This window comes from Microcoleus asticus IPMA8, from assembly GCF_013179805.1.
Classification (GTDB): domain Bacteria; phylum Cyanobacteriota; class Cyanobacteriia; order Cyanobacteriales; family Microcoleaceae; genus Microcoleus; species Microcoleus asticus.
In genome coordinates, this window is the sequence record NZ_SRRZ01000112.1 from 1 (window position 1) to 25,726 (window position 25,726).

19 protein-coding genes and 2 pseudogenes are annotated in these 25,726 nt (G+C 48.5%); 12 read left to right on the forward strand and 9 right to left on the reverse strand.

Annotation, left to right across the window (positions count from 1 at the left end):
- From E5S67_RS24245 to E5S67_RS24280, 8 genes and pseudogenes are all read left to right on the forward strand, one after another.
- Window positions 1-696: pseudogene (locus E5S67_RS24245) on the forward strand (hypothetical protein); the annotation flags it as partial.
- A 134-nt stretch (window positions 697-830) separates the two neighbouring features.
- A complete protein-coding gene (locus tag E5S67_RS24250; protein WP_172190918.1) occupies window positions 831-1,286 on the forward strand; it encodes a DUF2127 domain-containing protein in 456 nt (151 codons plus the stop codon).
- A gap of 577 nt (window positions 1,287-1,863) precedes the next feature.
- Entirely contained in the window at window positions 1,864-3,432 is a 1,569-nt protein-coding gene (locus E5S67_RS24255) for a serine/threonine-protein kinase (RefSeq protein ID WP_172190919.1), read from the forward strand.
- A gap of 522 nt (window positions 3,433-3,954) precedes the next feature.
- Complete coding sequence (locus E5S67_RS24260) at window positions 3,955-4,284, forward strand: DUF6825 family protein (RefSeq protein WP_172190920.1); 330 nt, start codon at window positions 3,955-3,957, stop codon at window positions 4,282-4,284.
- Window positions 4,285-4,398: 114 nt separating this feature from the next.
- On the forward strand, window positions 4,399-6,165 hold the full coding sequence (locus E5S67_RS24265; RefSeq protein ID WP_172190921.1) for an AarF/UbiB family protein: 1,767 nt from the start codon (window positions 4,399-4,401) through the stop codon (window positions 6,163-6,165).
- Window positions 6,166-6,582: 417 nt separating this feature from the next.
- Window positions 6,583-7,314, forward strand: a complete 732-nt coding sequence (locus E5S67_RS24270) for a PP2C family protein-serine/threonine phosphatase (protein ID WP_172190922.1) — start codon at window positions 6,583-6,585, stop codon at window positions 7,312-7,314.
- Window positions 7,315-7,367: 53 nt separating this feature from the next.
- Window positions 7,368-8,570, forward strand: coding sequence for an anhydro-N-acetylmuramic acid kinase (locus E5S67_RS24275; protein WP_172190923.1), 1,203 nt, complete (start codon window positions 7,368-7,370; stop codon window positions 8,568-8,570).
- Between the two features lie 80 nt (window positions 8,571-8,650).
- The gene (locus tag E5S67_RS24280) at window positions 8,651-9,100 is read left to right on the forward strand and encodes a hypothetical protein (RefSeq protein ID WP_172190924.1); all 450 of its coding nucleotides are present in this window, start codon (window positions 8,651-8,653) and stop codon (window positions 9,098-9,100) included.
- A gap of 526 nt (window positions 9,101-9,626) precedes the next feature.
- On the opposite strand, the gene E5S67_RS24285 is transcribed toward E5S67_RS24280, so the two are convergent.
- The 8 genes from E5S67_RS24285 to grpE form a co-directional block, all read right to left on the reverse strand.
- The gene (locus tag E5S67_RS24285) at window positions 9,627-9,824 is read right to left on the reverse strand and encodes an NblA/ycf18 family protein (protein ID WP_006635253.1); all 198 of its coding nucleotides are present in this window, start codon (window positions 9,822-9,824) and stop codon (window positions 9,627-9,629) included.
- 494 nt (window positions 9,825-10,318) lie between these two features.
- Window positions 10,319-11,047 carry an ExbD/TolR family protein gene (locus E5S67_RS24290; protein ID WP_172190925.1) on the reverse strand — a complete coding sequence of 243 codons (729 nt, stop codon included), beginning with the start codon at window positions 11,045-11,047 and terminating at the stop codon, window positions 10,319-10,321.
- A gap of 15 nt (window positions 11,048-11,062) precedes the next feature.
- Window positions 11,063-11,848: a MotA/TolQ/ExbB proton channel family protein gene (locus tag E5S67_RS24295; RefSeq protein ID WP_172190926.1), complete on the reverse strand. Its 786-nt coding sequence runs from the start codon at window positions 11,846-11,848 to the stop codon at window positions 11,063-11,065.
- Window positions 11,849-11,983: 135 nt separating this feature from the next.
- Complete coding sequence (rsgA, locus tag E5S67_RS24300) at window positions 11,984-13,234, reverse strand: ribosome small subunit-dependent GTPase A (protein ID WP_172190927.1); 1,251 nt, start codon at window positions 13,232-13,234, stop codon at window positions 11,984-11,986.
- Entirely contained in the window at window positions 13,231-13,521 is a 291-nt protein-coding gene (locus tag E5S67_RS24305) for a sulfurtransferase TusA family protein (protein WP_172190928.1), read from the reverse strand. Before E5S67_RS24305 ends, rsgA begins: the two co-directional genes overlap by 4 nt.
- A gap of 186 nt (window positions 13,522-13,707) precedes the next feature.
- The gene (gene dnaJ / locus E5S67_RS24310; protein ID WP_172190929.1) at window positions 13,708-14,838 is read right to left on the reverse strand and encodes a molecular chaperone DnaJ; all 1,131 of its coding nucleotides are present in this window, start codon (window positions 14,836-14,838) and stop codon (window positions 13,708-13,710) included.
- A gap of 125 nt (window positions 14,839-14,963) precedes the next feature.
- Window positions 14,964-17,102 (reverse strand): molecular chaperone DnaK, encoded by a 2,139-nt coding sequence (gene dnaK, locus E5S67_RS24315; protein WP_172190930.1) that lies wholly within the window; start codon window positions 17,100-17,102, stop codon window positions 14,964-14,966.
- A 290-nt stretch (window positions 17,103-17,392) separates the two neighbouring features.
- Complete coding sequence (grpE, locus tag E5S67_RS24320) at window positions 17,393-18,184, reverse strand: nucleotide exchange factor GrpE (RefSeq protein ID WP_172190931.1); 792 nt, start codon at window positions 18,182-18,184, stop codon at window positions 17,393-17,395.
- Window positions 18,185-19,642: 1,458 nt separating this feature from the next.
- On the opposite strand from grpE, the gene E5S67_RS24325 reads away from it, so the two are divergent.
- From E5S67_RS24325 to E5S67_RS24340, 4 genes are all read left to right on the forward strand, one after another.
- Window positions 19,643-21,652 carry a GspE/PulE family protein gene (locus E5S67_RS24325; RefSeq protein WP_172190932.1) on the forward strand — a complete coding sequence of 670 codons (2,010 nt, stop codon included), beginning with the start codon at window positions 19,643-19,645 and terminating at the stop codon, window positions 21,650-21,652.
- A 103-nt stretch (window positions 21,653-21,755) separates the two neighbouring features.
- Window positions 21,756-22,853, forward strand: a complete 1,098-nt coding sequence (locus E5S67_RS24330; RefSeq protein WP_172190933.1) for a type IV pilus twitching motility protein PilT — start codon at window positions 21,756-21,758, stop codon at window positions 22,851-22,853.
- 94 nt (window positions 22,854-22,947) lie between these two features.
- Window positions 22,948-24,075, forward strand: a complete 1,128-nt coding sequence (locus tag E5S67_RS24335; RefSeq protein ID WP_172190934.1) for a type II secretion system F family protein — start codon at window positions 22,948-22,950, stop codon at window positions 24,073-24,075.
- Between the two features lie 240 nt (window positions 24,076-24,315).
- Window positions 24,316-24,930: a hypothetical protein gene (locus tag E5S67_RS24340; protein WP_172190935.1), complete on the forward strand. Its 615-nt coding sequence runs from the start codon at window positions 24,316-24,318 to the stop codon at window positions 24,928-24,930.
- Between the two features lie 352 nt (window positions 24,931-25,282).
- Here E5S67_RS24340 and E5S67_RS24345 read toward each other — a convergent pair.
- Window positions 25,283-25,589, reverse strand: a pseudogene (locus tag E5S67_RS24345) (saccharopine dehydrogenase-like oxidoreductase); the annotation flags it as partial.
- Between the last annotated feature and the right edge of the window lie 137 nt (window positions 25,590-25,726).

Here is a 25,726-nt window from a genome sequence, read left to right on the forward strand (position 1 = left end):
ATATTAAGGGAGAAGGAAGAGGGAAGAAGGAAGAAGGAAGAAGGAAGAGGGAAGAAGGAAGAAGGAAGAAGTAAGAAGGAAGAAGGAAGAAGGAAGATGGAAGAAGGAAGAAGGAAGAAGGAAGACGGAAGAAGGAAGAAGGAAGAAGGAAGAAGGAAGAAGGAAGAAGGAAAAGACAATTCCCCATTCCCTATTCCCCATTCCCCATTCCCCATTCCCCATTCCCCATTCCCCATTATCAATATTCCCGATTGGCAGATGCGGCTGGAAGTTTTGATAGCTTATTTAGCACCGGAATATCGCGGCAAGGTGGCTGCAAATCTTCAGTTACCTGCTGACAGCATTAAGCGGCTGGAAGTGTTGGAAGCCGGAAAGAAGCAGTTAGCAGAGAATTTGCCTAAATGCGAGTTGCCGAGTCAATTGGTGTTGCTGTTGAGGAATTATGAATTGCCGGTGTTAATTGCGATCGCCCTGCAAAGTCCGCGCAGTGCACGCCGCCAAATTTGGGAATATCTCACCAGGTGGGCAAATGTTGAGCCGCCTTTGAATGGCAATGATTTGAAGGCTTTGGGTTATAAGCCTGGGCCTGGGTTTAAGCGAATGTTGGATGATTTGTTGGCTGCGAGGTTGGATGGCGATTTGGGCGATCGGGCTGCTGCTATCTCTTTCTTAGCAGAACGTTATCCTCAAACTTAGTAGAGTGCGTCAGCAGCGCGTTATTTTTCTATAATTGATTAGCTAATTGCTGACACACTCTACTAAATTTTGATTTTTCAATCCCAAACAGGCTAACAAGCCGATCGCACTTTATTGATATTCCGAGAATTAAGGTGAAAAAACAGCGCGCTCCTGGTTTAATCGCAATTGTCCTTTACAAAACTTTTGTGGCTTCCCTCTTGATAGTAACTTCGCTCGCTTTGCTTTTTGCACTAAAAAATCATCAAGCCTTGGAAGATTTTTCGGAATGCTATTTATTAGAAACCAAACTGAAAATTGTAGAATTTTTATTAGACAAAGTTCTACAAATCCAGCCTAAAACTTTACTGTTTAGCGGACTAGCTGCCGGAGTTTATGCAGTTTTAACTGTTTTGGAAGCGGTAGGTTTATGGTACGAAAAAGGTTGGGCTACAATTTTAGTTTTAGTGCTAGTAGGCATCAGTATTCCGCCTGAGATCTATGAGTTAGTTGAGGGTTTCACGGTAATTAAGTTAGCGGTATTTATCGCAAATATAGCCGTATTATGGTATTTGCTGCACCATTTGCCGAAGCACGGTAAGGGAGCTTAGAGTTCTGATGATTCAGAGGAAACTCTTTTGACTTAATAAATGTCAGCATTTTCAATCAGTAGGCGATTGACCATTCTATTTGTGATGCCTTTATCTGATAATTTTAAGTTTCAAGATGAAATATTCAGCTTTTCGGGCGCATTCTTGAGTGTATTCATAGTGTTTTTCATTTTTAATCATAGTTTCTACGCTCTTTATTTCCCCAAGATGAAGAGCGCCATTCATGAATTCACAAAATTGCTCATAAGTCAATATAAAACCTCAATCTTTACAAAAATCGGCAAATTGTAAAGAGTTGCTAAAGTAAGGAGGGGTTATACCCCCCATGAGTTAGAGTCATATCATATAGATGCACCCTGATGGCTTTCCCGTTCCACAAGAGCGGGATTTTTATTGGAAAGCCGTAGCGTTAAGTTTCGCAATACCTACTACAGATAAAATGACGTGGGGATGCAAAGATTAAAGACATAGCAGAGCTAAAGCTAAAACAAGGGCGCTGATCGATCGAACCTCACGCCCAACTCTGCGAAATAACCCAAAGGCGGTAGCATAGTTGGGGAAACGGCATCAACTGAAGATGAACTTAGCGCCAGCAACAGTCCTGCAACAGGGCAAGTACACAATTAACGCGACTTTAGGTATAGGAGGGTTCGGCATCACTTACCGAGCTATCCACACCCATTTAAACCAAACCGTCGTACTCAAAACCCTCAACGAAAGCCTGCGCCAACACCCAGAATCTGCCCAATTTCAGCAGCAGTTTATTGCCGAAGCCCAACGCCTGTCGCGGTGTCAGCATTCCAACATCGTCAGAGTAATCGACTTTTTTGAAGAAGCCGGACAGTCTTTTATAGCAATGGACTACATTCCGGGCCAAACTCTCGCCCAAATAGTAGAAACCGATCGGCCATTGCCAGAAGCCCAGGCTTTGCACTACATTCGGCAAATAGCCTCAGCCTTAAGTACAGTTCACCACAGCGGATTGCTGCACGGAGATATCAAGCCAGAAAATATTATCCGGCGAGCCGATTCTCACCTCGTAATGTTAATAGACTTCGGCATTGCCCGCGGCTTTACCGCCGGCACCAAACAAACGCACACTAACTTGCTCTCGCCCGGGTACGCGCCGATTGAACAATACCTCTATGACGGTAAATGTACACCGGCCACAGACATCTACGCGATCGCAGCCACCCTCTACTACTTACTCTCCGGCGTGGCGCCCGTAGCAGCACCCCTGCGCGATCGCATTCCCCTGGCCGAGTTGCGGCAATTTCAGCCCAATCTCAGCCCCGGAATCGAGCGAGCCATCCTTCAGGGACTCGAAATCGACCCCCACAACCGCCCTCAGACAGTGGAAAATTGGCTCACCATGCTGCAAGAAACAGAGCGAGTATCAGCAAACAGAAAAGGCAAGCAAACTATGCGATTGCCTGCACCTCCCCCACTGCCGTTGACTTTGCTGGCCTTTGTCGTAACGGCTGCAATTGCAGGCTGGATGGGTTTTGACCTGGCTTGGCGCTACAGCAGCAGTCTCAGCAGCAATAGACCCCAAATTGAATCCTTCCCATCTCTCGAAGATTTGCTCAAATCCCGCGATTTGTCTGGGCCGATGTTCCGGCAGCCGTCTGTCGAAAGCAGCCCTCTCTACCCGATCGAGCTCAACAAGCCCCCCAAACCCCCCTTAGAAAGCAGCAACATTCCCGAACCGATCGATCCCTCAGAAACTAGCGCCGAACCTTCAGAGATCCCAACCCCGGAAACTCCAGCTCCAGAGCCCGAAGCGGAACCTGAGCCATCCCCGACGCCAGAGCCACAAGAGCAGCCTTCTGAGTCCCCCATTCCGGAGCCTCAAACCCAAATCGAGCCAGCACCCCAACCAGAACCCGCACCAGTACCGGAAGTTGCGCCCCTGCCTGCAGAACCGCCCTCCGCACCCGCCCCGCCTGCCCCTGAGAGTGCTAGTCCTGAAACCTTGCCACCCTCGGAATCCCCGCCGCCAGTAATAGCGTCGCCGATCGAGCGATCGCCTGAGCCTGCGATACCGAGCAGCAGTGGCAGCAATTCAGATAGTTCGATCGCACCTTACTCACCACCCCCTGTGGCAGATCCCACTGTGCCTTTTCCTGAACCTGCGACAAATTAGTATTGTTTTTGTTGGTTACAAGTGCGGACAAACACTTGGTTTTATGAGCCATAAAATATCGGCTCAGTAGTGGAGATAACAATGCTTTTGCTAGCCAATGACTATCTCAGAAAACCTTCTGTAGAATCGGAAAATTCCAACAGTCGCGGTCTGAGTTTATCCAATATTTCCTATTACCTCTGCCATCCAAATGCCCGCCTCAAAAAAAAGCAGGACTATTGGATATTGTGATTTAAATTATGTTATAATACGTGCGCGACGCTGAGGTAGTGTGATCTCGTTTATTACTGTTGCCAAGCTGCAAACATTTTTGTACAAAGCAACCCCAACCTCAAATTTCAGCGAATGTCAGCCAGGCTTTTTGGCTGAGTCATTGCGCCTCTGACTGTTCAAACTCTCAAGAATCCCATCCCCGACAAAGGGGTGAGATTGTCCGTTACCCCAAACTTCCTTCCTTTGGGAGCAAGCATCATCGGGGACAAGCAAGTTATAATTTGTTGCGGAAGCGCACAGAGATTTTTTATGAGTAAACCCCCAGTTCATGCTTTTTTTGTAGGCCGAGCACTTGCCGAAGCACTGTACGAGCAATTAGAAAGCGCAGCAACCAACGCTTTCTCTGAACTCGGTAAATTTGACGCAGAACAAAGAGAACGCCTGCGACAGTTCACCGATCGAGTTGTGGAACGGGCAAACAAAGCTGCGGATGAGGCAATGCAGACCAGAACTGGCACTGCAACCACAACCATTCAAGACATTCATCCCGCAGAGCTGCAAGCGACTATTGACGAGCTGCGCGCCGAAGTGGCAATGGTGCGCTCCCAATTGCAGCGCTACCGCAGCAGTTTGCCCTAGCGCTCGATCCGACCACAACTATTATTTACGACTACGCGAGCGCAAAGCACTGCGCTCCTGCGCTCCTATCTGCAATCAAAGCCAAAACATAAAATAAGCAATTTGGGAACCCAAGTGTCTGCTCTCCTTGATGACTCTGTTAATCGCCAGCGCTCCAAAAAGCTCGCTGGCGCAGGCGATGAGCCAAAAACTGCTGATAAATCCTACAAAAGTAAAGCTTATCGCTGGAATCGCGAAAAATACTCCCGGAAGCGGCGCTTCTTCGACATTTGGGCCTTTGTCTTGCTCTGGCTGGCTTCGCTGTGGCTCGACAGCAAAAATTGGAGCTACTGGGGAGGCGTGACTGAAGAAAAGAAAGTTGCCAGACGCCGCTTTCAAGCTATCTGGGTTCGAGAAACACTCTTGGATTTGGGACCGACTTTCATTAAAGTTGGGCAGTTATTTTCCACCCGTGCCGATTTGTTCCCGGCAGAGTTTGTCGAGGAACTTTCTAAGCTGCAAGATAAAGTGCCTGCTTTCAGCTACCAGCAGTTAGAGGTAATTGTCGAGCAAGATTTGGGCAAGACTGTTCAAGAACTGTACCGCAGCTTTGACCCGGTGCCCCTGGCCGCTGCAAGTCTGGGTCAGGTACACAAAGCTCAACTGCATTCGGGCCCGGAAGTGGTGGTCAAGGTGCAGCGACCGGGACTGCGGAAGCTGTTCGAGATCGATTTGCAAATTCTTAAGGGAATTGCCCGCTACTTTCAAAACCATCCTAAGTGGGGTCACGGCCGAGATTGGATGGGGATTTATGAGGAATGCTGTCGCATTCTCTGGCTGGAAATTGACTATCTCCATGAAGGCAGGAATGCTGATACTTTTCGCCGCAATTTTAGCAACTGTGACTGGGTGCGGGTGCCGAGGGTTTATTGGCGGTACGCGGCTCCGCGAGTGCTGACTTTGGAATACCTGCCGGGAATTAAAATCAGCCACTACGAAGCTTTGGAAGCGGCCGGTATCGATCGTAAGTTAATCGCTCAGTTGGGGGCAAAAGCTTATTTGCGACAGTTGCTCAACGACGGCTTTTTCCACGCTGACCCACATCCCGGCAACATTGCTGTTAGTGCTGACAGTTGTCTGATTTTCTACGATTTTGGCATGATGGGGCAAATCCAGTCGAACGTCCGCGAAGGACTGATGGAGACGCTCTACGGCATTGCTTCTAAGGATGGACAGCGGATTATGGATTCTCTGATCGAGTTGGGAGCTTTGGTGCCTACGGGTGATATGAGTCCGGTGCGCCGATCGATCCAGTATATGCTGGACAACTTCATGGACAAGCCTTTTGAAAATCAGTCGGTGAGCGCGATTACGGACGACCTTTACGATATTGCCTACAACCAACCTTTTCGCTTCCCAGCTACTTTTACTTTTGTAATGCGAGCTTTTTCTACCATCGAAGGGGTAGGCCGAGGTTTAGATCCCGAGTTCAACTTTATGGAGGTGGCACAACCTTTTGCCATGCAGCTTATGAGTAATGGAAATGGCCCTGATACAGGTAGCAGCATTTTTAACGAAATCGGCCGTCAGGCGGCTCAGGTGAGTTCGACTGCTTTGAGTCTGCCCCGCCGGATTGAGGAGACTATTGACAAACTCGAACAGGGAGATTTGCGGATTCGCGTCCGTTCTGCAGAAACAGAGCGCTTGCTTCGCCGCATGAGCAGCGCTCAAATGGGCACGAATTATGCTTTGGTGATGAGTGCTTTTACTTTGTCGGCAACAATTTTGTTTGTTAGCAATCAAGTCTGGCCGGCTGTGGCTGTGGCAGTGCTGGCGGCGGGTGCAGGGTTTGCTCTGTTGCGTTTGTTCAAGCGGATCGATCGTTTAGACAGGATGTCATAATTGTGCAATTTGGGATTTGAAATTTCAGGTTGGAAATTTCTCGCCAGCCAAAATTTGACATCGAATGTTAAGTTTTGGCTGGCTGACAACACATTGCTAAAATTTACAGCACTTACACGCTTTGACGCTAAAAACCCCGTCGCTTCCTAGATTTCTCGCCAGCTAAACCTCTGATTTTTTGTAGAAATCCTGTTTTTTTTTGCACGTGGTGCTTAATTTACTGAATTTACCAAAATTTTAAGACGGGATTACCATGAAATCGATCTACAATATGAGGTCAAGGTAGTACAATTTTTCCACAACTCGCGATCGCAGGTGGCAGAAATTTCAAGTTCCCTTCGGGATTTAAGTTTTGGAAGAAAACATTGCACCACTTCAATCAAGCTTTTAAGTTCGATGAGTCCAATCAGGCAATCTATGAAACGCTCTTTCGCAGGTAAGACAGACACAGGGCTAGTTCGTTCAGTAAATCAGGATTCATACTACATTGACTCTGACGGGCGATTTTTCATAGTAGCCGACGGAATGGGAGGACACGCCGGAGGTCAAGAAGCCAGCCGGATTGCGACTCAGGCGATTCAATCTTATTTGCTCGAACATTGGGAAGGGCCTGAGGATTCTCCGCTGTTGTTGGAAAAGGCTTTTTTAATTGCCAATCAAGCAATTTTGACGGATCAGCTAGACCACCCCGAGCGTGCTGATATGGGGACTACGGCTGTGGTTCTCATGTTTAGGGATGAAAACCGACCTTGGTGCGCTAATATCGGAGACTCTCGCTTGTACCGGCTGCACGGCTCTCGCTTGGAGCAGATTACTGAAGACCAGACTTGGGTGGCTCAGGCTGTGAAAAGAAAGGCCCTAACTCCCGACCAAGCTCGCAGTCATCCTTGGCGTCACGTTTTGTCCCAGTGTTTGGGCCGCGATGATGTGCGGGAAATAGATATTTTGCCGGTGGACGTGCAGCCTGGGGATCGCTTGCTGCTGTGCAGCGACGGCTTGACTGAGGAACTGTCCGATCCTTTGATTGCTTCGCCACTGAAGTCGATTCGCGCCTGCGAGGGCGCTGCAACTGCTTTGATTCAAGCAGCTAAGGATAAAGGGGGACGCGATAATATTACTGTGGTGATCGTGACGATCGACCTCAAATAAATCGGGCAACCCCCCGGAAAATCTAAAATCTAAAATCTAAAATCTAAAATTTAATGACCCGCGTTATCGGTTTGATCAGCGGCACGTCGGTGGATGGCATTGATGCTGCTTTGGTGGATGTGGTCGGTTCCCAAACAGACTTGAAAGTGCAATTGGTAGCCGGCAAGACTTTCCCTTATCCTGCTAATTTGCGATCGCAAATTCTCTCGGTTTGCAGCGGCTCAGCTTTGTCAATGGCTGAACTAGCCGAATTAGATGATGCCATCGCCCAAGAATTTGCCACGGCAGCCTTGACAATTCAAGCAGAATATGATAGAGCCGAATTAATCGGCTCTCACGGTCAAACCGTCTACCACCGACCTGCAGGGAAAGCGCAGAAAGACAGCGCCAGTGGGTTGATGGGCTACAGCTTACAACTCGGGCGGGGCGCGCTAATTGCTCAATTGACAGGCATTACTACTGTCAGTAACTTTCGAGTGGCAGACATTGCAGCAGGGGGTCAAGGAGCACCCTTAGTCTCAATAGTTGATGCCTGCCTGCTGGCGGAACCCAACATCAGCCTCTGCATCCAAAATCTGGGCGGAATTGGCAATGTTACCTATCTTCCTGCCACGGGAAAGGGGGAAAACAAGGACGAGTCAGAGATTTTCAATCTTGGGGATGGCATCTCGGGCTGGGATACAGGCCCGGCGAATTCCCTGTTAGATTTGGCAGTGCAGCACTTCTCAGGCGGCACTAAGACTTGCGACGAAGGTGGAGCTTGGGCGGCCTCGGGAACTCCCTGTCAAGCTTTAGTTGAGGATTGGCTCGCCCAGGAGTTCTTCCGCCAAGCACCGCCGAAATCTACTGGGCGAGAGTTATTTGGTGTAGACTATTTTGACCGGTGTTTGGTCGAGGCCGAAGGTTACAACCTCAGTCCTGCTGACGTACTGGCTACTCTGACAGAACTGACTGTTGCGTCGATCGTTCACAGTTACCAAACTTTTTTATCGGCTATGCCCGATCGAGTTTTACTGTGCGGGGGCGGCAGCCACAATCTCTACTTAAAACGCCGATTGCAATCTCAATTGCATCCAGTGCAAGTGTTGACTACTTCTGAGGCAGGCTTGAGTGTAGATTTTAAAGAGGCGATCGCTTTCGCGGTTTTAGCCGCATGGCGGGTTCGGGGCATTCCCGGCAATCTGCCTCAAGTTACTGGTGCCCGGACATCGGTACTTTTAGGGGAAATTAACTCTTGTTGGCACAGTTGGGCGTGATAGCATAGAGTCTGAGGGACAACGGCTGTGCGTTGTTGCACCAGCATTGTAGCCAGCAGGAAAAGCATAGGAACAGCACTGTGGCTCACACGTTTTTAATGGAATCGGGCCAATGGACGCTCGAAGGAAGTTGGATTGAGCGCAATGGCGTGCCAATTACGGTTAAAGGCAAAACTTTAGTGAGCTGGAACCGAACAGATTGGTTCAGTATGGTGACGAAGCTCGTGTTTCCTGGAGGCGATCGCGAAGAGATTATTTTGCAGTACCGAGGACACCTCAACAGCGATGAACGGCAGTATACTTTTGTGCTCCAACACAGCGAACTCGGTCGGGTCGAGGGCGAAGGTTGGATTGCTCCCCAGTCGATAGTCCAGCGTTACTGGGTACTGGGAGACGAACGCCAACGGCGGACGGGTTTTGATACCCTGCATCGCGTCGATCACAACCGCTACTATCACTCTAGCGGCATCATGTCTGGTCATTACTTGACGAGTACGATGGAGGCTACTTTGGAACGTCAGTCGGAATAGCTTTTTCTAGAGTTACCACCTGCGAGTTCGAGGGTTTGATGTGAAAATTGAAGGTTTTGGTAGTCGGAGATCCCGCTCAGATGTCCGACTAGCGCCATTCTTGTCAAACCTCATCCGCTGTAACTAAAGACAAATATTTTATTTTGTTAAAAACTTCACACTTACGATCGAAAATTATCAAATTTTTGAGTCGAACCGCGATAAATTATTTTTGCGGTATCTTTCTATAGCACTCAATAGATTGCTGCGATCGACTTCCCATATTGAGTCGAATCAAGAAAAAAACTGTCAAAGTTTTCTGATGGACGATGAGTCTGTGCAGATGCTTTCTACCTTCTATAGCAACCACGCCCGACCATTAGGACGTTGTTAATTGCTGAAACCCTTGATTTTGTAGCTTCTGGCTTCTCAGGTAGATAACTAAAGCCTTCTTACCTTCTGCCTTCGAGTGACGCCCCATCACCCCAACTCCTTTCCGCCTGAGGGAACAGAGTAAGAGACAGAGGTCGCCGACTGCGACTCTTTGCTACTCAACGCCTGGGTTTGGTTCTAGGCCCCAATGATGTTTCAGAAAATGGCGGTACATGGTTTCCCGAAGCATCATTTGCTCGTAAAGCTTGACCAAAAACTCTTGAGCTTGTTCGCGGCTCATATCACTTACCTGTGTTTTGAAGGAACACAGGCTAAATTGCTGTTCCAAAGACAATTCTGCTGGTTGGCTCATGACTTTGACTCCTCTGTGAGTAAAGGTGACTTAAAAGTGAACACCTGGATTAACCAGATTTGTAAAATGTTTCAGCGATAGAGCGTTGGTTTCGGGATGCCAGATTGCCCATCTCGCTTTAGTATATATTACAAAAGGTAACAATTGTTTGACAAAATCACCATCTGTCCCAGGAAATAACTTACTTAGGGATAGAGATGCCAAGATGTCTGCAAAAGTTCCTTCCGCAGGCATATACAACTGTATCTACTTGTCAAGAGAAAAAAGGCTCAGTACGAACCAAAAGAATTGAAGCCCTTTATACCAAATCGGACGGAGCTTTTCTCGGCGAGGGGGAGAGCGGGAGATTAGGAGAGCGGGAGATTAGGAGATTGAAAGATGAGGAGAGGGGAAGATTGGAAAATGAGGAGAGGGGGAGAGCGGGAGATGAGAAAAGGGGGAGAGGGGAAGATGGGGAGAATTTCTATTCCTCTGTTCTCCCTTCTTCCTTCTAACTAATTCGATGAGCCGCCATCCTGCGGTGGAGTGCCCGCTCCGGGTCTGAAATTGGGAGCAGTGGGTGCAGGCGAAACAGGAGGAATGCCCTGATTTGTCCCAAAGTTGCTAGGCTGCCCCGGAGCGGGGAGAGGAGATTGAAACTGATTGGGATTTAACTGCTGCTGCCCCGGAGCGGGGAGAGGAGATTGAAACTGATTGGGATTGAACTGCTGCTGCCTCGGAGCCACAGGAGACGGCAGGGGTTGACCGGAATTGCCGATCGAAGGTGCCGGAGGAATGCCAGAATTGGGAAGCGAGGGATTCGGCTGCGGGGAGGTAGCCGAACTAGGAAGAGTTGCTAGGGCCACTCTATCGCCCCCTACCTCTCTCAATTTGTCTAAAACCTCGACAACTTTGGAATATCTAGCATTTTGAGGAGCGTATAGCACTATCAACCCCGCAGGATTTTGGGTTTGGAAACTCTTTAAAACTCGATCGAGCTGTTGGTAATTAACAGGCAATTGGTCGATATAAGTTTGCCCAAAATCGTCAATGCTGACAATCAGCATCTCTCGCATCTGGGTTTGTCCAGTCTTCGCCTTAGGCAAATCGACATTAATTGCTTGCTGGCGAGTCAGTTGCAAAGCGGCCAGCAGAAAAAACGTCAAAATGCAAAATATCACGTCAATTAAAGGCACCAGTTCAATCCGAGCCTCTTCAGCAGGAGTATCTAGATTAATCTTCATCAGTTCTCAGGAGTTTTAATTATTAGAAGGTGAATCTTCCGCCGGATCGGAACCTTTCAATTTCGGCTCCCGGTTCCGTTCTCCCGATTCTTGAGAATTGAGAGAACGCCTGTTCAAACCATCGGAACCAAAGGAAGAATTGCTGTATTCTGTACCGGGCGATCGACCCTTAGCATTAGCTGCAGGCCAGTATTGCCTGTAAAGCAATTCCAGTTCATTCCCAGCTTTGCGAAATATTTTTGCCTGGTTGAACAAAAAAGCTTGAAATATCCGATAAAACGCCAAGGTAAAAATTGCTACTACCATCCCACTAGCAGTCGTGATCAGCGCCTCGCTAATCCCCAAAGTTACGCCAGTTGTTGCCGACGTGCCGATGTCGCCCAGACGGATAGAACTGAGCGAGTTAATCAAGCCCAAAACTGTTCCCAGCAAGCCCAGCAAAGGGGCTAGAGCGATCGTAGCTTCTAAGATTTTGTCACCGCGGCGCATCGAAGCCAACTCTTCATCGGCGGCAGCTTCGAGTGCGAGTCTAAACAAATCTGGTTCGGGATTGTAGAGCCGCAGGGGTGCAGAAAGAAATCGCCCGATCGGCTGTCGGTTAGCTTGTCTGGCAATCTCGTTAGCCGCCCCCCAATCGCTGCGAGCCGCTTCAAGAATGCGGTTAACAATCTGCTTTTCTTTGCTCAGGAGGCTCGCCCAAAACCACAAGCGCTCGATAATCGTACTCAAAGATAGAATCGATAACACCAACAGGGGCCACATGGCGGGGCCGCCTTTTTGAAACAGTTCTTGAATATTCACAGTATTTTTACTCCTGCATAACCGGCTGCGCTTGGCTTCTGTTGAACTTTTTTTAACAAATTTAAGGCCATTTAATTTTAGCTATTAATGTACTGTGCTCCGGGGTCGATCGACCGATCGCGATCTACTAATTCCTCACAACTCGTCTAAATCTTGACACATATCTTGCAGCGACTGGTGTTGAAGGCGGCGAGAAGAGCGGCGATATTTTTTAGTTTGCAGCTTCGGTTCGTATTGCTGCGTACCATCCGACTTGGTTTGCTGTTTCAAACTCGCCTCAGCACTACTAGAGTTTTGCTCTTGTTGCTGGCGGACGATCGCCTCTTCGAGAAAATTCAAGTAATAACCGTAGCGCTCCCAACCGCCCCGCACAACACAGTTAGGCTCGTCTCGGTGCGAACAGTCGCTAAACTGGCAGCTACCCAAAGCCAGTCTCTGGCGCGCTTCTGGGAAATATTGAGCTAACTCTGAGGGATCGCATTCGAGAGCCGGCTGATTAAAGCCCGGAGTATCGGCTAACAGTCCCCCGCCGGGGAGTTCAAATAGTTCGACGTGGCGAGTCGTATGGCGCCCGCGGCCGAGTTTGCCGGAAACAGCGTTCACTCGTAGATTCAGGGCCGGGATCAGTTGGTTGATCAAGCTGGACTTGCCAACCCCTGAAGGGCCACAAATTACCGTTATTTTCCCTTGCAAGTGACCCAGAAGAAAGTTCGGCAACGGGCTATGTAAGGGCTTTAACGGATGTAACGGTTTGACCGAATTTGGAATTTGGGGGTTATCCTCAGAACTCAGCATTGATGGCTGTATTTTATCCACTAAGCCATGAATAGCTGGTTCGGATTCATAAACTTCATTTTTACCCTTAGCGGGGGCTTCCTTAACTCCTACACCGCTGCGGACGCTAATAAACATTGGTTCATAGCCCCAGCCTGAAAGCCGATCGCGCCACTGTTCCAACTCATCGGGCGTGACCAAATCGCATTTGTTGAGGCACAAACTCACTTCTAAACCGGTAGATTCGGCCTTGACTAAAAACCGAGTTAATGATGCGGGGTCTAAGTCGGGTTCGGCGAGGGCAAAAACGAGGAGAATGCGATCGGCATTAGCTACAGGCGGGCGGTTGAGTTCTGTTTGGCGCGGGAAGACTTCAGAAATTGCACCCCGGCGGTCAGTCCAGTCGGGTTCGTCTACCACCACGCGATCGCCCACCATCACCTGTTGGCCAATTTTTTTCAGTCGAGTGCGGCGAGTGCACAGGAGAATCGGAGAATCAGCGAGGGGAGCATTTTGCCCGTCAATGGAGGCCTCGGGATCTAACCTCACTTGGTAGAAGTTAGCCTGAACAGCAATTACAGTACCCACGATCGAGGGCGAATTCAGGCTCATCCTGCTTCCTGGTGTTCTGGGCGCTGCACTTTCATGGCAAAAAAACCGGAATCCGGCTCATCCGCGATAAATTGCGTTTCGAGAATCTGGTAGCCTTCCATTTTCAGACTGTCGGGCACTTGTTCGATCGGCTCTCCAGCGTCCAGCCACACCTCCAAAACAGCACCCGGTGCCATTTGCTCCAAGCGGAGCTTCGTCCTGACAAAATTGAGAGGACACGGAGTGCCCCGCAGATCGATTTTGGCATCTGGGGATTTAGGATTTTCAATTTTGGATGTTGAACTCATAATGCTTTTTGCAATCTCAAATCCTAAAAGCCTTAGTTTTTTAAACAAGTTGCCTGGAAACTGGAAAATCTAAAATTTTGTGTCCAATTCACACAGATTATTATTCTTTATCGAAATTTTGCGTTCAATTCGACACAGATTATTATTTTTCTGGAAAAAGTGAGCGCAATTGCGCTCACTTTTTCCTTATTTCTGAAACAAATTTCCCAGAAATCCTTCCAAACCGCCTTTACCGGTACGATCGCCCTTCAGCTTAGCAAGCTGCATCAGCAATTCCCGTTCCTCAGCCGTCACCTTAGTCGGAATGTCAATAGACACCGTAATCAAATGATCGCCGCGACTGACTGGATTTCCCAACCGAGGTACCCCTTTTTTCTCCAGAGTCAGAACAGTATTCGCCTGAGTTCCGGTAGGAATCAACAATTCCGTCGGCCCGTCTACGGTTTCCACTTCCAACCGGCACCCCAAAATTGCTTGCAAATAACTAATCTTAACTTCCGAGTTAACGTTAATACCGTCCCGCTTAAATAGCGGGTCTTCATTCACCGCCAAGAACACGTAAAGATCCCCGGGCGGTCCACCCAGTTTGCCGGCATCCCCTTCATTAGAAACGCGCAAGCGAGTACCGTTGTCAACCCCAGCCGGAATTGTGATTTTCAGCTTTTTCATCACTTCTTTCTGGCCTCGGCCGCCGCAAGTTTCGCACTTGTCCTCAATCACTTGCCCGGTGCCGTTGCAACTGGGGCAAACTGAAACTTGAGTAAAGCTGCCGAAAGGAGTGCGAGTAGCGCGTCGGACTTGACCGCTGCCGGTACAAGTCGAGCAAGTTTGGGGTCTGGTACCCGGTTTTGCCCCGGTACCCGTGCAAGTTTCGCAGGTTTCTAGGTGCTTGATGCGGAGTTCTTTTTCCCCACCAAACACTGCTTCCCGAAAATCCAGCCGCAAATCGAGGCGCAAATCGTCTCCGCGCACCGGCCCGCTCCGCCTGCGACCTTGCTGTTGTTGGCCGCCGACACCTCCCTGAAAACCCTGAAAGAAGCTTTCAAAAATATCGGCAAAGCTGTCGCCGAAGTCTTGGAAACCCGGAGCGCCTGCACCGCTGACGCCTGCTTCGCCGAACCGGTCGAAACGGGCGCGGGTTTCCGGCTCTGAGAGTACCTCGTAGGCGCGGTTAATTTCTTTAAAGCGTTCCTCAGCACCGTCTGTTTTGTTGACATCTGGATGGTACTTGCGAGCTAGACGGCGGTAAGCACGCTTAATTTCTTCTTTGTCTGCGCTACGAGAAACGCCTAATATTTCATAGTAATCACCGGCCATAGAGCTGCTTGCCTGGAGGTAAATAACAAAAAGTGTACGAAAAAGAAACGGACGACCTTTCCTGAAATTACAGATTAAAAATTAAAAATTAACAATGAGAATTTTTAACTTTTAATTTTTCAGTTTTAAAGGAAAGGATTCATATCATCAACTTCCGGTTCGGGAACCTTCGGTTTCTGTTTTGACTGTGGATTTGACTGTGGATTTTGCTGTCGTTTTGACTGTCGTTCCGGCTTTGGTTCCGGCTTTGATTCGGACTTTGGTTCCGGCTTTGGTTCTGGCTTTGGTTTCGGCTTTGGTTCCGGCTTTGGTTCCGGCTGCGCTTGGGGCGCCACCAGCAGCTCTTCTGTCAGCAAAATGCTGTCGTCGTCCGCTTTAACCTCTTGTGGTTCTGATTCTACTTCTGACATCATCTCGCTTTCAACAACAGCTCCTGACGGGGCTACTCCGCTGCGGGCTTGGTCGTAGACTGCGGTACCGAGCGAGTATAGCAGTTGCTTGAAAGATTCGATTGCGGGCGTGAGTTCCTCGACTGTGATGTCGGGGTTAGTCATCGCTGCCCGCAAGGCTGCTGCGGCTGTTTCCGCTTCGGCCTTGAGGTCATCACTCAGCAGTTGCGCGTTGGTTTTTAAAGTTACACCACAATTATAGACGAGGGAGTCAGCTTGATTTTTGAGTTCGACGAGTAGAGCGCGCTTGATGTCCTCGTCGGCGTAAAGTTCGGCTTCTTGTCGCATCCGCTCGACTTCGGTTTCGCTCAATCCCCCTGTATTGGAAATTTGGATGCTTTGTTCTTTTCCGGTTCCCTTGTCTTCAGCAGCCACTTTGAGAATCCCGTTGGCATCGATTTCAAAGGTAACTTCGATTTGAGGTACGCCACGGGGAGCTGGGGGAATGCCTTTGAGTAGGAACTTGCCGAGACTTTTATTGTCTTTAACCAATGCCCGCTCGCCTTGGAGAACGTGAATTTCTACCGAGGTTTGCCCGTCTGCCGCCGTGCTGTACATTTGCGATCGGCTCGTGGGAATAGTTGTATTGCGATCTATTACTTTGGTGAACACCCCGCCCAACGTTTCTAGTCCCAGAGAGAGCGGCGTCACGTCAAGCAGCAGCAAATCTTTTACCTCACCGCCCAACACCCCGGCTTGAATTGCCGCGCCTACCGCTACAGCTTCGTCGGGATTGACCGATTTATCAGGAGCAACGCCTCCAAAATACTTGCTAATTGCCTTTTGAACTGCCGGAATCCGGGTTGAGCCTCCCACTAAAATAATTCTGTCTATATCTTTCGGGGTCAAACTTCCGTCTTTGAGCGCTTGAGTCACCGGATCGATCGTCGCTTGCACCAAATGAGCCACCAGTTTTTCAAACTGAGCTTTGGAGAGTTCCATTTCCAAATGCTTCGGCCCTTTGTCGTCAGAGGAGATGAAGGGCAAATTGATTGAGGTGGATTCCCGGTTGGAGAGTTCGATTTTCGCTTTTTCCGCAGCTTCTCTGAGGCGCTGCAAGGCCATTTTGTCTTGTGAGAGGTCACTGCCTTCTTGAGTCCGGAAAGCTTCTACCAGCCACTGGACTATGCAGTCGTCAAAGTCATCTCCTCCGAGATGGTTGTTACCGGAGGTAGCGTTGACTTCAAAAATTCCGTCTCCCAGTTGCAGGATCGAAACGTCGAAAGTACCGCCGCCCAGGTCAAAGACCAAGATTTTCTGTTCTATATTTTGCTTGTCCAGCCCGTAGGAAAGGGCGGCCGCCGTCGGTTCGTTGACTATCCGCAAGACTTCTAGACCCGCGATCGTACCGGCATCTTTAGTAGCTTGCCGCTGGGCGTCTGTGAAGTAAGCTGGCACTGTAATTACGGCTTGGGTAACAGTTTGTCCCAAATAAGCTTCAGCATCTTGCTTTAGCTTTTGGAGTACCATTGCCGAGATTTCCTGGGGAGTGTGAACCTTGTTCCGAATTTGGACGTTAACGGTGTCGTCTTTGCCTTTTATGCAGGTATAGGGAGTCCGGGAGCGTTCTTCTTCCGTGTCGTCCCACCGCCGTCCGATAAATCGTTTGATGCTGTAGACAGTATTTACAGCATTAGTTACAGCTTGCCGCTTAGCCAATTGACCTACTAAGCGATCGCCCGCCTTGCCAAATCCTACTATACTCGGAGTTGTGCGGCCGCCCTCGGAATTGGCGATCACGACAGGTTTACCGCCCTCTAACACAGCTACACAACTATTAGTCGTGCCTAAGTCAATTCCAATAATTTTTCCCATAGCGCCTCATAAAACTTTGTGGGATGTTTGGAAACCTCCAACTACAAGTTGGGGGAGGAAAAACGACTCAGCTTGTTCAAACAAGCATCACCAGACCAGATTTGTAGGAAATAAACTAGATGTCCTAAGGCAATATCAAAGACGGGTAAAAACGTTTTTCCGAATTTTTTGAGAAAGCGCTGACCTGCTTTTAGTCATCAATTAAGAATTTGGTTAATCTGTCGCCTTGGGGCCCCCGAATAGAATTCGGGGGTTAGTGACTTTGAGGAATGCAGTAGCTTGTATCCCGATTAACTTTCCGAACTATCGGGATTTTCATCTGAGGCTACCACAGATAGCCCAGCCGCTGCAACTTTCACTTTGGCGTGCCGCAAGACGCGATCGCCCAGAATGTAACCGCGTTCTAGTTCTTGGATAATTGTTCCTTCCTCGTGTTCGTCAGTTGGCTCGCTGAGTAGAGCTTCGTGGAGGTTGGGGTCAAACTGTTCGCCTTCGGGGCGCATCGGAGAAACCCCGATTTGCTTGAGGCTATCTACCATTTGCTTGTAAACGCTTTGGTAGCTTTTGTGAATGTTCATTTCGCCATCGGTTTGCGGCTTGATGTGCGATCGAGCGCGCTCGAAATTGTCTATTACCGGCAACAGGGGTTTGATCGTGAGACACCTTGCCTGTAAATCTAGCTCTTCTTTTTCTTTTTGGGTGCGCCTGCGGAAGTTATCAAAATCTGCTGCTAGGCGGAGATTTTGATTTTTCAGCTCTTCTAGTTGAGCGGATGCCGCTTGCAACTGAGTTTTTAAAGCCTCTTTTTCATCTGTTGCCTGGGCCAGTTCCTTCTTCAATGACTCCGCCGCGTCTGCAGTCGGGCTGTTGGTGGAACTGCCGGTGACGGTAGGCCCGGGTGCGTTTGCTGGCGGGCGATCGGCCTGAGCACTTTGATAAGCTCGAGCAAGTTCGAGCTCCCAATCTGCTGATCCGTTCGAGTTTGCTGGTGCCGGCGGATTTTCGCTTGCCATTGGCGAACCCTCTGGGGTTTCCCCAGTTGAGTTAGGATCTCGATCTTGCTGTTTTTCCTCGTCAATCATAAAAGCTGCGCGACAGAACCCTATCAATTCTAGCAGATACGTTTAACCCGGTAAATCTAGAGTTATCGAATTTACTGTGTATGGCACAATCTGAAATGAGGAAATCTCGCTTGCTGTGGAGGCATATCTCAAAGCTTTCAATAAAATATTCAAAGAGCAGTTTAGATATTTATCTATAGTATGACCGCATTTGGGGGGCAATTAAACGTTTGTTGCTTTCTAATTTTCGATTAACGCGATCGCATTTATAACAGGTTTTATTAAAAATATTTGGCTATTACGTCTACTAAAATATTTCCGAATTAGGAGGTTTAATTTTTCAACGTTTGCTTAAAACAACGATAGTGACTTCAACTTATCAAAATTTATCATCGGTCGGGCTGTTTGATTCGCAAGCTAACGCTTGCATTTTTACCATTTGCTCAGTTTCCCAAGTCTGGAGAAAAAAGAATTTGTATTTAGTGATAAGTAGCTAGCTGTCTCCTTGTGTAACTCAGATACTAGGTTGTTAATCTTGATGCGAATTGGGGCTATTGTTTCTCGGGTTCGATACCCCCGAAGTCTCTTGAAGTCTCGAATTGTTACCAGCCAAAGGAGAGACATTAGCTGGTTTCGCGGAGGTGCTCATCTGTAGATATGATTGATATCTAATTTGCCTATTTCCAAGATTTGTGAACCGTCAATCTTACGTCAGCCGAGGTGAGATTTGAGACTTCCCCGCGATCGCTGAGCCGAATGATTTGAGATTTACCCCACAGATGAATCTGGGATTTTGAACAAGAGTAGAAAATTTTGGGGGCTGGCGACTCCTGTCGGAAACTTGTAGCCGTTTTCGGGCGGGGTGACAAAGATTCGGACACCTGGGTAGAATCACAGTAATATTGGCTGACAAAAAACTAGAGATCCTCAAAATCTGTGCTGGAGACTCATGTAGGCGCTCGGGCAGTGCCCGATCGCAGATAATTCATCAAAATATATTTCAAAAGACCGATCGAGACTTTCGTAAAAGCTATCATCATCACACAACATAGCTCATCTTTAATTTATTACAGCTAACCGCGCCGCCACGGGCGCTGTGATTTGAGCAAACAATTTGGGAAAATAGAATGAACGTGCGAAGGCGACACACCCCACCACGCTTTTTTCTCCCAGTACAGGTAACCCCCAAGTGATGTGCCCGGACGCTATAACGAGAGTATCCCGCAAGTTAATCAGGTAAGTAAGCAACTTAGCACTTAACGAACAAGATCTGATTGCAAGCACTGGCAAATCCCTCCAACGTCTCGTCAATTTGTGGACGAAGCTTAGAGGGGACTGCGAGCTTACACTTGAGAGATAGGGATTGAGCAAAAACATGATAGCTGATCCATAAACAAAGAATACGGGGGTTAAAACCCCGCGTTGGTTTTCTTCTCAGCACTCTTTGTGACTGAGTTTCCCACCTATTGAGTGTTTTTTATGACTAACACATCCCAGGGGTTTCGCTCCACATCGATAGTTGCTCTGAGCAATTTTACTCCGGCTCTCAACAAGATGATTCAGGCGGGTTACGTCAACGGCGACCAACTGAAGCAAGCTCAAATTGAAAGCCAGAAGTCGGGTAAGCGGTTGACTGAGGTATTAGAAGCCCTTACCGGGCAGCCGTTGCCCCCAGAATTGCTGCGGCTTTACAAGAAGCAGCAGATGTTTGAACGGAAGATTGTCTACGGGGTTGAAGCATTTGACCCGGAGATGAGCGAAATGTCTAACGAGCAACTCGGAGTTATGCTCGACGGGTTGAAGATTTCGCTCGACATTTGTCACCAAGGTCGGTTTTTACCCGTAGCGAAGACTGAAACTGAGCCTGCAGCGGTTTTAGTGGCAATGGTAGATCCCGACAACCTCAACGCCATAGAAGATTTGCGGCGGATTTTACAGCCTCACGGCTTGGCTTTGCAGCGACGGGTGATTACGCCTGACGACTATCAGGACATAACTTCGGCTTATCAAGACGACCAAGTTAAGGTAGCAGCCAAAATAGCAGCAGCCGAAAAGCAGAGAAAGATGGATTTAGGGGAGGGAGATTTTGGCGAGCTCTCCCTCGAAGAGGAGAGTGCCGACCAAGAAGACCTAGCTAACACCTTGGACGATGCTGAGGCGGCTCCGGTAATTAAGGCCGTCAATATCATTTTGGCTAAAGCTTTGTCGGAAAAGGTGTCTGACATCCACGTAGAACCTCAAGAAGAGTTCATGCGGATTCGGATGCGGAAAGACGGGGTGCTGCAAGAGTATTTCCGGTTTCCCAAGCAGGTAGTCGCATCGATTACCGCTCGTTTCAAGATTATTGCCAACCTGGATATTGCCGAACGCCGACAAGCTCAAGACGGGCGCATCCGCCGGGTATTTGAGGGACGCACGGTGGATTTCCGGGTGAACAGCTTGCCTTCGCGGTACGGCGAAAAAATCGTGCTGCGGATTTTGGACAGTTCCAGCACTCAGTTGGGTTTGGGTTTGTTAATCTCCGATGAAGAAACTCTGGCTTTAGTGCGAGAGAGTGCTAGCCGTCCGTTCGGACTGATTTTGGTGACGGGGCCGACGGGTTCGGGCAAGTCAACTACTCTGTACTCGATTCTGGCGGAACGGAACGATCCGGGGGTAAATATCAGTACGGCGGAAGACCCGATCGAATATGCTTTGCCAGGAATTACCCAATGTCAAGTAATTCGGGAAAAAGACTTGACTTTTTCCAACATTCTGCGGGCGTTTTTGCGGCAAGACCCTGACGTGATGCTGGTGGGGGAAACGCGGGACAAGGAAACGGCAAAAACGGCTCTGGAAGCTGCTTTGACGGGACACTTGGTGCTGACGACGCTGCACACTAACGACGCGGCTGGGGCGGTCGCGCGTTTGGCGGAAATGGGCGTAGAACCGTTCATGGTTTCGGCCGCTCTGTTGGGCGTGTTGGCTCAGCGTCTGATGCGGCGCGTTTGCGACAAATGCTGCACTCCTTACCAGCCTACTGCAGCAGAACTCGGCAAGTACGGTCTGTCGGCTTCTCAAGAAATTGATCTGACTGTTTACAAAGCCAACACCGTACCGGTGGAGCAAAGGAAGGAACTCGCAGAACGCGAGGAACTTTGTCGGAAGTGCGGCGGCCTAGGCTACAAAGGACGGGTAGGGGTTTACGAGTTCCTGAAAAATACTGAGCGGCTTCAAACTCTGATCACTCAAGGAGCTCCCACAGAGCAAATTAAGGAAGCAGCAGTAGAAGAAGGGATGAAAACGTTGTTGGCTTACAGCTTGCAGTTGGTGCGGGAAGGCGCGACTACTTTTGAAGAAGTCGAGCGGGTGACGTTTACTGACTCGGGCCTGGAGGCGGAAATGAAAGCAAAACGCAAGCAGGGACTTACCTGCAAAACTTGTCGGGCGGAATTGAAGCCGGAGATGTTGGATTGTCCGTACTGCTTGACGCCACGCTTTTTGGATTGATTCAGCAGTTAACTGTTGACTGTTAAATGTTGACTATTAACTGTTGACTGTTAACTGAGCTAGATTGGTCAATAACTATCAACTCGATCGAGGAGAGGTATCTATGGGTCTGATGATTGAAGACGTACTGGAGTCCCTGGTAGAGCAAGGGGGTTCGGACATACACATCCAAGCGGGCGCGCCTATATTTTTCCGAGTCAGCGGTAAACTAACTCCTCAGACGCAATACGGCGACATTCTGTCTGCTGAGGAAGTGCAGATCCTGATTTTCCAAATGCTCAACAATATGCAGCGCAAGCAGTTGGAAATGGAGTGGGAACTCGACTGCGCTTACGGCGTTCGGGGATTGGCTCGGTTTCGCGTCAATGTCTACCGGGAGCGGGGTGCTTGGGCTGCTTGTATGCGAGCTCTGGCTTCTAAGATTCCTAACGCCGATGCTTTAGGCGTGCCGCAGATTTTGCGGGATCTGACGGAAAGACCCAGGGGTATGCTGTTGGTGACGGGACAAACGGGTTCCGGGAAAACTACTACGATGGCGGCTTTGTTGGATCTGGTCAACCGGACGCGGGCGGAACACATTCTAACAGTTGAAGATCCGATCGAATATGTGTTTCCCAATGTCAAGAGTTTGTTTCACCAGCGCCAAAAGGGCGAAGATACTAAGAGCTTTGCTAATGCGCTGAAAGCTGCGTTGCGCGAAGATCCTGATGTAATTCTGGTGGGGGAAATGCGGGACTTGGAAACGATCGGTCTGGCAATTTCGGCAGCAGAAACGGGTCACATGGTGATGGGAACGCTGCACACTAATTCGGCGGCTGCCACGATTGATCGGATTTTGGACGTGTTCCCGCCGATTCAACAACCCCAGGTTCGCGCCCAGGTGTCTAACTCTTTGGTGGGAATTTGCAGCCAAAATTTGGTAATAAAAGTTGGGGGCGGCCGCTGCTGCGCTATGGAAATCATGGTGAACACTCCAGCTATGGCTAACTTGATCCGGGAGGGCAAAACTCCCATGATTTACTCCCAAATCCAAATGGGGGCAAAATTGGGCATGAGGACGATGGAAATGGCTCTCGCTGAACTTTACAAGAGCGGTAAAGTCACTTGGGAATCCGCAATGGCCAAGGCTTCTAAGGCTGACGAACTCGAACGCTTGATCGGCCCGGCACCTGTTGGTGGCCCTAAGGTAGGAGCTCATTAATTCAGTCAGCAGTCATTAGTTAGGAACCCCTAGAAAGAACTGATGACTGATGAGTGATGAGTCATAACTTTTAATAAATTTTCAGAGGTGAGCTGTGGCTACCAACGTTATCCGCGAAAAACCGAAAGGTGGCTTTGATTTCAGTAAGATTCAGGAGCAAATCGAGTATAACCTTACCAGTCTTACTGTTAAGGATATGGCTATTTTTGCTCGTCAGTTTGCAGCTATGTTTAATGCAGGGGTGGCGATCGTTCGATGCCTTTCCGTGCTGCACGAGCAGTGTTCTAATGCTAAGCTGAAGCGAGCGCTCAGGAGCATGAATGCTGACGTGCAGGAGGGGATAAACTTGGCAGAGGCGATGGCTAAGTTTCCTGATGTTTTTGACCAACTGTTTATCAGTATGGTTGCGGCAGGAGAAGTCGGGGGGGTGCTAGATGAAACCCTAGACCGTCTGGCCGTGATGATGGAAAAAAATCACAAGACGGAGGCTGAAATTAATTCGGCGATGTCTTATCCGAAGACTGTGTTTGGCATCGCGATCGTGATTTTTTTCGCAATGACAATATTCTTGCTACCAACTTTCGCTAAAATCTTTAAGGATATTGGTGCAGATTTGCCGGCTTTTACGGTGTTTATGTTGGCAATTAGTGCATTTTGTACGGCTTGGCCTCCCATTCAACAGGTGACAGTTATTGGGGTAATTATAGCGCTCAAAATTGCCTTCGATATGTATTACAAAACTCCAATAGGCCACCTACAAATTGATAGGATTGCCATGAAGTTGCCGATTTTTGGAGATTTGATCGAAAAATCGGCAGTGGCTCGGTTTTGCGTGATATTTGGGTCGCTGACGCGATCGGGCGTGCCGATTCTCAATTCTTTGGAAATTGTGCGAGATGTGGCTGGGAATCAGGCGATCTCTAATGCGATCGAATATGCGAGACAGGAAATTCAAAGCGGTGGCATGATCAGTATTGCTTTGCAAGAACAAGCTGTTTTTCCGTCTTTGGCTATTCAAATGATGGCAATTGGCGAGGAGACAGGGGAACTTGACAAGATGCTGATGAAAGTTGGCGCTTTCTACGAAACAGAAGTGGAAGAAGCAGTAAAAGGACTTACCAGTATGCTAGAACCTCTGATGATTGTGGTCGTCGGTGGTATCGTAGGTTCGATTTTGCTGTCGATGTATCTGCCGATGTTCGCAGTGTTCCAGAAGCTGTAAAAAAGGCTAATTAGTTATTAGTTATTAGTTATTAGCAATTAACGCATAACCAATGACTATTTCAATCGTTCCCAGGCTCTGCCTGGGAAGATATTGGGAGGAGGCATAGCCTCGATTAAACGGAGAAAAAAATTTGGAGGCTCTGCCTCCAAATATTCATTGCCAGGGTCTTTCTGGTAACGAGAAGCACTAAATTAGCAATTAGCAGCAATTAATAATTACTTATTCTTTGATTTAAAAATGTCTGTTAAACAATCACATTACGAGGCCTTACTAGCAGAGTACAGCGAATCTTCTGCCGCGATCGCCCTGCTGAAAAAATATCGGGTTTACATGGAAATGATTCCGAGTATCCGCCGCGCCCATGATAGTTTAATTACCATTCCTTTGCCAATTGCGCGCTTGCGGGACGGAGTTTCGTATGCGGGAAGCGGCGGCACTAGTATATCGCCCGGACAGGCAGTTTGTTTGCCCTGCGATTTGGCGATTTTGATGTGCGATCCTGAATGGAAAGTTAAAATTGGAGTGGAAATTTTAATTTTCATTCATCGTCCGGGCGAAGAGTTTTCTGAGTTGCTAGGCCGCTGGCGGCAGTCTCAGGTTTGGCTGGATAAAGGTTACGAATGGCTGATGCCGCACCGCTACAGACATATTTACAGCGATGAAGCTGAGGCTGTTCATCCGCTATTTGTTTTGTTTGATGAAACGCCTGAACTGATTCAACGGGGTTTGATGGCGGCTGGTTTGCCGTTTGTGTTGGAAAGTTTCGAGTCGGGGAGTGAGGAAGTAGAGGAGGAAGAGTTTCTGGGTAGCGGGGAACTGGGAAGTATTGGTGAAGAGAGTTTTGATTTGTAGGGTTGGGTGGGATCGCCTATAGCCATCCTATTGCTTGATGTAAAGTAGATTTTTTTCAACGAACCGCAGAGGGCGCAGAGAAAGAAAAAAGAGATAAATATTGATGTTTGCCAATCCTAAATCGGGTTGTTATATGCAATATTCAAAGATATTTTGGGTGGGAAAGGAATGTTTATACTCCACAGGTAGATCGCATTTCAAACAATCGAATTAATCTATTGCTTTGTCATTTGTGACCAGCCAAAAAACGGATACAAGCCCCCGATGTCGTGGAGAGATAAAAATTTGAGATGAAAGTTCAAGCTCCCAGATTCATGGAGTAAATCTCAAATCTCCCATCTCAAATCTCAAATCGAATGACCCCTCTAGCTGGGTTGCAAACCTTGGCTTTTATGCTGGTTGCGTTGCCTAATGTAAAGGTGTGGGTTAAGATTTTGCCCTCGAATGAATGTGCGATCCGTAATTTGGACGTTGGTGCTCAGGGATTTTTTGGAATTGCGGGTATGGACGACGCCGCCGAGTGTGACTCGATCGCGATCGCAAATTCCCGCCACTTCCAACATGATATCATCGGCGTGTTCCATATTTTTTAGCTTCAATAAACCGCCGGTGCTATCTAACAGTGCTTCCACTTCTGTATCAGTCATCGCTTGGGCTTTTGGTACGTCATTCACGGGGCTTTCTTGAGAGCGGACAATTTTTTATCCCACATTCCGCAGATGTGTGTGGAAATTTTTTATCAGTTGTGAAAAGTTGGAGTCAAAAAGTTTTTCCGTTTAACTTATGCGGTTTTAAC